The sequence below is a fragment of the Enterobacter sp. BIDMC93 genome, assembly GCF_001037805.1.
Classification (GTDB): domain Bacteria; phylum Pseudomonadota; class Gammaproteobacteria; order Enterobacterales; family Enterobacteriaceae; genus Enterobacter; species Enterobacter hormaechei_C.
The window spans coordinates 4,501,870-4,512,279 of the sequence record NZ_KQ089962.1; the positions used below are offsets into that span (position 1 = coordinate 4,501,870).

Consider the following 10,410-nt stretch of genomic DNA (forward strand, 5'->3'; position numbering starts at 1 on the left):
AACGCCGCCTGCTGTTACTCGTCGAAGAACCAGTAGCCCTGGTTAATCAAACCGGTCAGCTCTTCCACAAACGCCGGATTATTCAGCGCATCGCCCAGCTCAGCCTGGCCGAGCTCGGTGAAGCGGCACAGCGCGTCCGCCCCGTTCACATCCGCCGTTTCCAGCTGTTCGCTGTTGATAAAGACGCTGCCGTTGATGTTCAGCACGCGCAGCCCGCTCAGGCGGGAGAGCGTTTCGCCCCCTTGCAGCGCGTCGAGCACCTCTTCTGCGGAATACGGCGGCTCGGCGGCGGCAATATCCAGCTCGTGACGCGGCGTGGAGACGAAGCTGCCAAACCATTTCGTAAAATCATCTGGCTTGCTAATCATGTCGATCATCATCTGGCGAATGCGATCGAGCTCGTACTGCTCCACGCGGCCAGGGTGTTCGCGGCAGGTCAGATCCGGATCGCTGTAATGTTCGCCGCCCAGATCGTTCTCCAGCGCGTAGTCGGCAAAGCTGCTGATCAGATCGCGACCGTTCGGCCCGCGGAAACCGACAGAGTAGTTGAGCGCGGTTTCATGGGTGAAGCCGTCATGCGGGAATCCAGGCGGAATGTAGAGGATATCGCCCGGGGCCAGATCTTCGTCGATGATCGGCTCAAACGGATCGACGTGCAGCAGGGCCGGATGCGGACAGAACTGACGCATCGGCAGCTTGTCCCCCACGCGCCAGCGGCGGCTGCCCATCCCCTGGATAATAAACACATCGTACTGATCGATATGCGGCCCAACGCCGCCACCCGGGACGGAGAAGGAGATCATCAGGTCATCGAGACGCCAGTCCGGCAGGACGCGGAACGGACGCACCAGCTCTGCTGCGGGCATATGCCAGTGGTTCACCGCCTGCGCCAGCAGGGACCAGCCGGTTTCACCGAGGTTATCGAAATGCTCAAACGGGCCATTGCTCGCCTGCCACTTGCCGTTAGCATGGCTTACCAGGCGGCTATCAACTTCCGGCTCCATCGCCAGACCCGCCAGTTCATCAGGGGTAATGGGGTCGACAAAATTCGGGAAGGCATTTTTCAGCACAACGGGTTGTTTTTGCCAGTATTTTTCAAGAAATTCCGGCCAGTTCAGGTTCAGTTGATACGCCATGGGTAGCACCAGTGAGAGGGGAGACAGGCGCGATTATAGAAGAGACAGCGAGGGGGGAACTTGTCATGGGTCAATCGAGCGCGCGTAGGTCGGGTAAGGCGAAGCCGTCACCCGACGCACACGCCGGCTTAAACTTAATCCAGGTTCAGCTCGTCATAATGGGTAATCAGTTTACCCACGATGCCGTAGTCCAGCGCTTCCGCCGGTGACATCCAGAAGTTACGGTCGGTGTCTTTCTTCACTTTCTCCAGCGGCTGGCCGGTGGCGTCAGCAATCAGCTTGTTCACGCGCTCCAGCATGCGGATGATCTCGCGCGCTTCGATTTCGATATCCGTTGCCTGACCGCGCACGCCGCCCAGCGGCTGGTGGATCATAAAGCGGGTATTCGGCAGAGCGTAGCGGTGCTCTTTTTTCGCCGCCAGGAAGATGGTGATCCCGGCGCTCGCCACCCAGCCGGTGCCGATCACATGCACTTCCGGACGGATAAACTTAATGAAGTCGTGGATGGTGTCGCCCGCTTCTACATGGCCGCCCTGACTGTTGATGTACAGCTTGATCGGATCGTTGCTGACGCTTTGCAGCAGGATCATCTGAGTGATGACCTTCTGGGCCAGCTCCTGGTTAATCTCTCCGGAGATGACAATCGAACGGGATTCCAGCAGTTTTTGCTGTAGAGCGCCCGCGCCGTTTGTTCCTTCCGCTTTTTCCTTGTCGCTTTCTTTCAGTGTGTAGTGCATTGTTGTTTCCTCAGCTTGTCGCGCTCAAAACCAGAGTGTAGCCTGTTTTACCGGTGAAAGTCCTCACAGACAAATAACGAGGGATCTTATGAATATTGCACATGTCGCACTCTGGACCCGCAGCCTGGACGCGCAGGTTCAGTTCTGGGAAACGGTGTTTGGCGGCCGCAGTAATGACCGCTACGTCAGCAAAAATCGTCCGGGGTTTAAATCTCACTTTATTACCCTGGATGACGGGCCGACCATCGAGCTGATGACGCTGCCGGGCCTGCCCAGTGCACCTTCGCACCCGGAATTTGTCGGCTGGGCGCATATCGCCATCAACGTCGGCAGCAAAGCGCAGGTGGACAGTATGGCAGCGCAGGCGCAGGCAAGCGGCTCCCTGCTCAGCGCCCCGCGTATGACCGGGGACGGTTTCTATGAAGCGGTGATTGCGGACCCGGACGGCAACCGTATTGAGCTTGTCGGTGCATAAAAACAGCGTTTCGTTCCTTCATCGCCTCCGCTCCAGCTCGCTATACTTCATATGGTTATCATATTGCTAAATGATAATGATATTTAATGTGTTAAGATGAAAGTCAGCATAAACAGTCTCTTACGTAGCCATAGTGACTGTTTACATCCTCGACATTTAAATCAACACCGGGGCGGTGAATGGAACACATTGTTTATGTGGTTGATGACGATGACACAGTCAGACAGTCCGTTGTCAGGCTGCTGGAATCCGCGGATATACACGCCCTTGGCTTTTCCTCAGCAGAAGCCTTTCTCAGCCATCCCTTTGAGGATCTGCCCTCCTGCGTGATCCTCGATATGCAAATGCCCACGATAACCGGGTTTGATGTCGCAGATGCGCTGAAAGACAGCGGGCGGGAAATACCGATCATCTTTCTCACCGGCCACGGCACCATCCCTATGTCCGTCCGGGCGATCAAAGGCGGGGCCTACGAATTTCTCACTAAGCCCGTTGAATCCAGCGCGCTCATTGGCTCCATCGAATCCGCGCTCAGGCTGGCACAGCACAACGCCGCCCGCGTCAAAGAGCACTACGCCCTGAAACAGCGCCATCTGTCCCTCACGCCGCGCGAGCATGAGGTGCTTGAGCTGGCCGTCAGCGGCAAGCTCAACAAGCAGATCGCCGCCGAGCTGGGCGTCAGTGAGATTACGGTGAAAGTGCACCGCCGCCGGGTGATGGAGAAAATGCAGGTCCGCTCCGTGGCTGAACTGGTCAGGGCCGTCGAGCGCCTGACCAAACATCAGCCAGCGGAATAAACGTTACATCTCCTGTCCGGCAAGCGGCAACGCGAAGGTAAACACCGTGCCGTACGGCTCTCTGCGGCGCGCGCTCAGTTTCCCCCGGTGCCGTTCAATGATGCTGGCGCTGATGGTCAGCCCCATGCCCATTCCCTGCGCTTTGGTCGAATAGAACGAGTCAAAGATCCGCTCGGTGAGCTCCGGCTCAATGCCGCTGCCGGTATCGGCGATCTCAAAGATCACCTTCCCCTCAGCGCAGTTCGCGGTGGCGATCGTGATGCTGCACGGGCGATCCGTCACTTCCGCCATCGCTTCCATCGCATTCATCACCAGGTTAAGCAACACCTGCTGGATCTGCACGCTGTCGCCGATGATAAAGCTGTCGTCAGCGTTCAGAAGATAATCAACGCTTATGTGTCGCAGCTCAAGTTCGCTGCGGGAAAGCATAATGATGTGGTGGATCAGGAAGTGCAGATCGATTCGCGTAAACGTGGGGTCCTGTTTGCGCGTCAGAGACTGAATGCTGCGGATGATCTCCCCTGCCCGCTCGCCCTCGGCGGCGATCTCCTCCAGCCCCTCGCGCACTTTGTCCAGCCGCGCCGGATCGCGGTTGAGCCAGCGCAGGCTCGCGCCGGCGTTCGAGACAATCGACATCAGCGGCTGGTTGATCTCGTGCGCGATCGAGGAGGTCAGTTGCCCGACGGTAGTGGCTCGTGAGACCCGCGCCAGATCCGCCTGCGCCACCCGCATCGCATCCTCCGCCGCCCGCTGGCTGGTGATGTCGGTAATGATGCCGTAATACTCATTCACCTCGCTGCCCACCCCCACCGGATCGCCAATCCCGAGGATGTAACGAACGGAGCCGTCGGTGCGGATGATGCGAAACTCCGCGCGCATCGACAGCCCGTCACGCACGCTCTGATTAACGAGGGTGCTGATCCGGCCATAATCATCCTCATGCACGAAGGTCAAAAACTCCGCCATTGAGATCATCTTTTGCTGCTCCGGCAGGCCAAGGATACGGGCGTATTCTTCGGACATAAACATCAGATCCTGCACCAGTTCCCAGCGCCAGCTGCCGGTATGGCTGATCTGCTCGCCCAGCATCAGTGAGGTCTGGCTGGCGCGCAGCTCTTTCTCCACCCGTCGGCGCTGGATGTTTTCCGCCAGCAGCTCGGCGTAGAGCCGCGCCGTCTCCAGCGAAACCGCCGCCTGCGCGCCTAGCAGGCTGACCACGCGCGAATGTTCGGCGGTAAACACCTCCGGCATCAGGCGGTTTTCCAGATACAGAATCCCCACCAGCCGCGCCTGTTTGAACATCGGCACGCACATCACGGCGGCGCCGGACGTCACCAGATACGGATCCTGGCTGAACGGGTGGAACTCCTCCGGTTTGCCGGTGCGGATCTCCTGCCCGGTGCGGATCACCGCGGCCAGCACCGACAGCGGCATGTCCGTCGCCATCGGTGACGCTTTCAGGATGCGCACCCGCACGCCGTCGGTACTGGTCCAGGCGCTGGCTTCAATCTCCGGGATGTGATTATCGCTGACACGCAGCAGCAGGCCACGCTGCGCCCCGGCCCGTTCAAGCAGCAGCGTCATCAGGTTTTCGATTAAACGTTCAAGGTTGATCTCTTCGGATAAGGCGCGTGAGGCTTTGATGACGCTCTGTAAATCGCGGATCACCTCGTTCTGGGCAAACGCCGCCGTGTCATACGCGCGGCTCTGCCCGGAGGCCAGCAGATGGGGGAAATCCTGCTCCAGCTGGCGCACCTTGGCCTGCGCCCCGACGCGCCCCCAGGCGGCAATCGCGCCGCGGAAATGGGCGTCGGAGGCGGTCGGGTAGCCGCAGGCCAGCGAGAAACGCCCGGCCAGCTCGTGCGCCAGGGCATTGATCGGGTTAAACCCGCCCTCCCGCGAGAGTCGCACCGCTTTTTCATACTGCTCCAGCGCGATGCTGTTCATGCCGTCCAGACGGACGATTTCGGCATAAATCAGCGCCTCTTTATCGGCAAATGTGCCCGGATTGATCCGCGCCCAGAGGGCAATTTTGTCGTAATGGTGATGAATACTGCGGCGATAATCCGCCGAAAAGGTTTCCGGCGTGAGCTGGCGGGAGAGCGCCAGCGCGCTGTAAAAATGGTAATCCAGCAGATGAATATGACCCGGCGCGGACCACGCATACCAGCCCGCCATTTCTAAATCCGCCTGTGCGTCGGCGTATTCGCCGCAGGAAAAGTGCGCCATCCCGCGATAGAGCCAGTACCAGAAGAGCATGGTCGAGGTCTGCTCGGGCGCCTGCTCCGGCGGCGCGGGCAGCAGATCGTCAGGCAGCGCCTGGGCGGCGCTCCATGGGCCCGTCACCGGCGTGCGTAAAAACTCCACGTAGCGGCGCTGAATGTGCAGAACGGTTTCAATGTCCTGGTAATCCGTTTTGCGCACAAAGGCCAGACCGCGATCGATGCTGGTCAGCACGCCATCCAGATGATCGCCCCGGGAGAGGAAGTTAATGATCTGATGACAGGCCGCGAAGCAGGCCATCGTCATGTCGCCGTGGGTCACCGCTGAGGTAAAGCAGGCCTTGGCGCACTCGATAGTGTACGACAGCGGCTGGGTCCAGACGCTGAGCTGGTCGAGCGGCAGCAGAGTTTTGGCTTCATAGGCATCATAGCCGTGGCGGTTCACCAGCTCACGAGCCAGCGTGCCGTACTCAAACCCGAGACGGTATTCGGCGTAGCGGTGGCCAATCAGCACGCCAAACCAGGCCATCGCCGTGGTGGAAGCACCGGTTATGCCGTGATCGAGCGTGAGGTGCATCATCCGGCACAGGAGTAAAAAGTGCAGGCGCGGGCAGGTAAAGCTGGCGAAAATACTGGCGCTGTAAAGCAGGTTCATCACCGCTTCGGTCTCTGCGTTCTCCATCAGCTTAAGCTGAGAAAACGGGTTCTGCGGCGCGTCGGCGGTGCGTTGACAGAACTGCTGCCAGGCCTCGTCACATTCGGCATTTTCCGGGTAGCGGCTGATCTGGATCCCGAACACGCCCAGCCAGCATAACGACGCCTCCAGCGCCAGGCGGATCTCCGACTGGCGCATATAAACTTCCGCCAGCAGGTTGGCGGCCAGCGCTTTCTCCGTCAGCCCGCCCGGTGAACCGAGGATCGCATCGCACAGCGCACGCGTGCGCTCCAGGTGTCCGAGCGCAAACTCACAGCCCGCCTCTTCGATATCCAGCATAAAGTCCGAGACCGGGCCCGCATTCCCCAGCGCTCTGGCGGTCTGGATATAGCTTAAGGCGGAAAGGTAATCGCCGGTACGCTTCGCACGCCGCGCGGCCTGAAGGCTCAGCTCCCGGAATCGCTGCCGCTGGGGTGCAGGCTGGATGCAGTCCAGCGCGGCGCTGACGTGGTGAACCGCGCGGAACAGCAGTTCGTTGCCCGCCGTCTGCCGCGCGGCATCCGCCAGCAGGCTGGCGGTGGTCAGGTGCAGATGGCTTTTCTCGCCCTCATCCAGCAGGGCAAAGGCGGCTTCCTGCACCCGATCGTGGGTAAAAGCGTACTCTTTCTCCGTCAGCACAATCAGCTGAGCGGTCACCGCCGGATGAAGCGCGTAGCGGATTTCCGCCGCCGACCGCCCCACCACGCGGCACAGCATCTCCAGCTCGCCCGTGCAGCCGAGGCAGGCGATGCTGCCCAGCAGGCGGCGCGTCTCGTCGGGCATCTCCTTGAGCTGTTCAAGCACCAGCGTCACCACGTTCTCGGTGTAGTGCCGGGCGCGGATGGCCTGGAGATCGTAATGCCATTTCCCCTGATATTTGTTGTGCACCACCAGTCCGTCATCGACGATGCGGCGGAAAAATTCCTGCACGAACAGCGGGTTGCCGCCGGTTTTTTCATGGATCAGCGTGGCAAGATCGGCGGTACCGGTACTGCGGGTATGAAAAATCCCCCCGAGCCAGCGCGCCACGGCCTTCACCGACAGCGGCTGCGGCACGATCGTCGTGGCGTGCTGCGCCGCCTCCGGCAGGCTCGCCAGCGCGGTCTGCAAGGTGGGCTCAGAAAGCGAACTGAGATCGCGGTGCGCCACCACCACCAGCAGCGGGATGGCGCCGCAGGCGCGCAGCAGGTGATCGAGCGTTTGCAGGCTGGCGGCGTCGATCCACTGCACATTATCCAGCAGCAGCACCAGCGGCGCGCCCTGGGTGGCGAAGGTTTTCACCAGCGCCAGCACCATATGGCTGAAGCGCGCCCGCGCGTCGATGGAAAAGGTATCCGCAGAGAAACGCGGTTTGTTCTCAAGGAGTAAATTCAGCTCCGGCACCAGGCTAACGGCCAGCTCCTCGAAGCCTTCCAGCGCGCGCGACAGGCGGATTTTCCACGTCGCTACCTCCCCGGCTGGCAGCCCGAGCAGGTGCAGCGTGAGCGTCCGAAACGCCGAACTCAGCACGCCGTAGGGCAGCGTGGGAGAATATTGATCGACCTTGCCCACCGCCAGCAGCACCTTGCGCTGTTGCAGCGATTTCAGCGTGGTGGCGATCACGGAAGATTTGCCGATCCCCGAAGGCCCCCCAATAGTCACCAGTTCCGGCGCACCGCTCTGGCTGACCCGCTCAAACGCGGCGATGACGTCGCTGGCCTGCGGATGCGCAGAGAAAAGTGAATCGGCAAGATGGATCGCCGGAGAGCGATCCTGCTGGCCGGGAATAAAGTCGACGATCTCACCTTCGGCGGTCAGCGTCGCCTGGCAGCGCCTGAGGTCGGCAATCAGCCCGTCGACGGTCTGATAGCGATTCTCCGGATTCTTCTCCAGCAGCTTAAGGATAATGGTCGACAGCATGCCGGGTACGTCCGGGCGCACCCGCCCCGGCGCAAGCGGCTCAGAGGCAATGTGGTAATGCGCCCAGTTGGTCTGGTCATCAGCGCTCAGTTCAAACGGCAATCGCCCGGTCAGAAGTTCATAAAGCACGATACCCAGACTGTAGAGATCGCTCCGGCTGTCGACGGCGCGCCGGGTACGCGTGGTGTGTTCCGGTGACATGTAGGCGGGCGTGCCGCCAGACGCGGCAAGCCGGGACTGGGAGAACGCGTCGGAGGTGCCGCAGGAAAGACCGAAGCTGCAAAGACGGCAGGTGGCGTCGTGATGAACGAAGAACGCCCCGGGTTTGATATCGCCGTGGATCAGGTTGTGCAGATGCATCTGGCGCAGGGGACCGCAGATGCGGATCGCCATTTCGATAAAGCGGGCGATCCCGGAAATCGCCTTACCTGCCCGGCACGCCAGCAGTTCAAAGCAGAACGGCGCGTAGACCAGCGCAAAACGTCCGCGGTACTGGGTTGAAGCGACGGGCCGGATAGCCCAGCCGTCATGAAGCCGGTCGCGCAGGGCAAACTCGTTTTTCAGCAGCCGCGTTGCCCGCTCCTCTTCTTCATCGCTGACCGCGGTGGCAATAATAAACGAACCGCCGGACTGGGGATGCCGCCCGTTCATCCAGGAGATGCCGCCCTCCTGCGCCAGCACGGTAAAAATGACATCCTCTTTCAGAACAAAAGCCCGCCCTTCATGGAGACTTCCCCGGGCGGGCCAAAATGCAGGCGACGTATGTTCGTTCATCCGCGATCCTTATTGTCGGCGGGTCAGCTCCCGCTGAATATGATCCAGCAGAATATCGATGTTAATCGGCTTACGCAAAAATGCAGCGGCGCCCAGACTGAGTGCATACCGCTGCATATTTTCATCAGCATGGCCGGAGATAAACAGTATTGGCGGTGGCGGCATGGCCAGCAACCGCAGCTTCTCAAACAGCTCGATGCCGTTCATGCCGCGTAGCTTGATGTCGGTGATCACCAGCGACGCGCCGGACAGGGCGAGAGGGTGGCTCAAAAACACCTCTGCCGAATCGAAGGTATCGGTAGCATACCCTTCCGATTGCAGCAGGTTACTGAGCCCGCTGCGAACAGAGCGTTCGTCATCAATGATGGCAATGCGCCACGGCAGCGTCATGCTGTCTTTCCTCAAACAAATCGTTACGCGTCGCGGCTTTCCTTCGCGGGCGCTGGGGGCGCGGTACCGCTGATCTTCGGTACGCATTCATGACGAAACCAGGCCAGGGTCAACGGTTCGCGGCTCACCAGACGCCGTCCGATGGGGATCAGCTGTTCACCCACCAGCATGCCGAACAGGCCAAGCAGCGCGACGACCGGCGGCGCCGGGGAATGCACGTCGAGCAGGGCGTAAAGTACCCCAGCCGCGACCCCGCACACCAGCGAAATAATCCAGGCCTTCATGATGACGCTCCGGACAGGTGCTGAACGTGGGGAACCGTCACCTGCACGCCCGCGGGATTGTCGCGGGATAAAAGATGACGCATCGCCTGTTCCCCCGCCAGCATCCCCAGCAGGCCAATCAGCGCCAGCGCGGGCGGCGCGGGGGAACGCACCTTCAGCACGGCATACATCAGGCCAATCAACACGCCTGCCGCGAGGGATATCAACCCTGTACTCATTGTGAACTCCAGAGAAAAAGGCAGCGGCGAGCCGGATGAGGGACCAGCCCGCCAGCGGGACTTAGCGTGCCGGAACCGGCGCTAAGGTGCGGTGCTCGCTCTTCTGACGAGACGGCGCTTTGTGCACCATGGTGTAGGCGTAATCCACACCCATTCCGTAGGCGCCGGAGTGCTCGCGCACGATATCCATCACCGCGGTGTAGGTCTCTTTGCGCGCCCAGTCACGCTGCCACTCCAGCATCACCTGCTGCCAGGTCACCGGGATCACGCCCGCCTGGATCATGCGCTGCATCGCGAAGTCGTGGGCTTCTTTGGAGGTGCCGCCGGAGGCGTCTGCCACCATATAAATTTCGTAGTCGCCTTCCAGCATCGCGCACAGGGCAAAGCTGTTATTGCACACTTCGGTCCACAGGCCCGCGACAACCACCTTCTTCTTGCCGTTGGTCTTCAGCGCGTCGCGCACCTTCTGGTCGTCCCAGGAGTTCATGGAGGTACGCTCCAGAATGTCCTGGCCCGGGAACACGTCCAGCAGCTCCGGATAGGTATTGCCGGAGAAGCTTTCGGTCTCAACGGTGGTGATGATGGTTGGGATGTTGAACACCTTAGCCGCTTTCGCCAGCGCCACGGTGTTGTTTTTCAGCACCTGGCGGTCAATAGACTGCACGCCGAACGCCATCTGTGGCTGGTGATCGATGAAGATGATCTGACAGTTGGCAGGGGTTAAGACTTCGAGCTTAGAAGTGGTCATAAGATTATCCAGTGAGGTTAAAGGTTAAAATCGCCG

General features: G+C 60.3%; 8 protein-coding genes and 1 pseudogene. 2 read left to right on the forward strand and 7 right to left on the reverse strand.

Going from position 1 to position 10,410, the window contains the following annotated elements; genetic code table 11:
• Nucleotides 1-14: 14 nt before the first annotated feature.
• Nucleotides 15-1,136: a ribosomal protein uL16 3-hydroxylase gene (locus SK58_RS21055; protein ID WP_015572567.1), complete on the reverse strand. Its 1,122-nt coding sequence runs from the start codon at nucleotides 1,134-1,136 to the stop codon at nucleotides 15-17.
• A 134-nt stretch (nucleotides 1,137-1,270) separates the two neighbouring features.
• Nucleotides 1,271-1,876, reverse strand: a pseudogene (locus SK58_RS21060) (ATP-dependent Clp protease proteolytic subunit); the annotation flags it as partial.
• Between the two features lie 85 nt (nucleotides 1,877-1,961).
• Between SK58_RS21060 and SK58_RS21065 the strand changes: the two are divergent.
• Both SK58_RS21065 and SK58_RS21070 read left to right on the forward strand, forming a co-directional pair.
• Nucleotides 1,962-2,348: a VOC family protein gene (locus SK58_RS21065; RefSeq protein WP_017383871.1), complete on the forward strand. Its 387-nt coding sequence runs from the start codon at nucleotides 1,962-1,964 to the stop codon at nucleotides 2,346-2,348.
• Nucleotides 2,349-2,527: 179 nt separating this feature from the next.
• Complete coding sequence (locus SK58_RS21070; RefSeq protein ID WP_017383872.1) at nucleotides 2,528-3,145, forward strand: response regulator transcription factor; 618 nt, start codon at nucleotides 2,528-2,530, stop codon at nucleotides 3,143-3,145.
• 3 nt (nucleotides 3,146-3,148) lie between these two features.
• On the opposite strand, the gene SK58_RS21075 is transcribed toward SK58_RS21070, so the two are convergent.
• The 5 genes from SK58_RS21075 to SK58_RS21095 form a co-directional block, all read right to left on the reverse strand.
• On the reverse strand, nucleotides 3,149-8,734 hold the full coding sequence (locus tag SK58_RS21075) for a trifunctional serine/threonine-protein kinase/ATP-binding protein/sensor histidine kinase (RefSeq protein WP_048220397.1): 5,586 nt from the start codon (nucleotides 8,732-8,734) through the stop codon (nucleotides 3,149-3,151).
• 9 nt (nucleotides 8,735-8,743) lie between these two features.
• Complete coding sequence (locus tag SK58_RS21080; protein ID WP_023295862.1) at nucleotides 8,744-9,124, reverse strand: response regulator transcription factor; 381 nt, start codon at nucleotides 9,122-9,124, stop codon at nucleotides 8,744-8,746.
• Nucleotides 9,125-9,147: 23 nt separating this feature from the next.
• Nucleotides 9,148-9,408, reverse strand: coding sequence for a XapX domain-containing protein (locus SK58_RS21085; RefSeq protein ID WP_003863056.1), 261 nt, complete (start codon nucleotides 9,406-9,408; stop codon nucleotides 9,148-9,150).
• Nucleotides 9,405-9,626, reverse strand: a complete 222-nt coding sequence (locus SK58_RS21090; protein ID WP_017383875.1) for a DUF1427 family protein — start codon at nucleotides 9,624-9,626, stop codon at nucleotides 9,405-9,407. The genes SK58_RS21085 and SK58_RS21090 overlap by 4 nt, the downstream gene beginning before the upstream one ends.
• Nucleotides 9,627-9,687: 61 nt before the next feature.
• Nucleotides 9,688-10,374 (reverse strand): hydrolase, encoded by a 687-nt coding sequence (locus tag SK58_RS21095; RefSeq protein WP_015572562.1) that lies wholly within the window; start codon nucleotides 10,372-10,374, stop codon nucleotides 9,688-9,690.
• Nucleotides 10,375-10,410 lie beyond the last annotated feature (36 nt).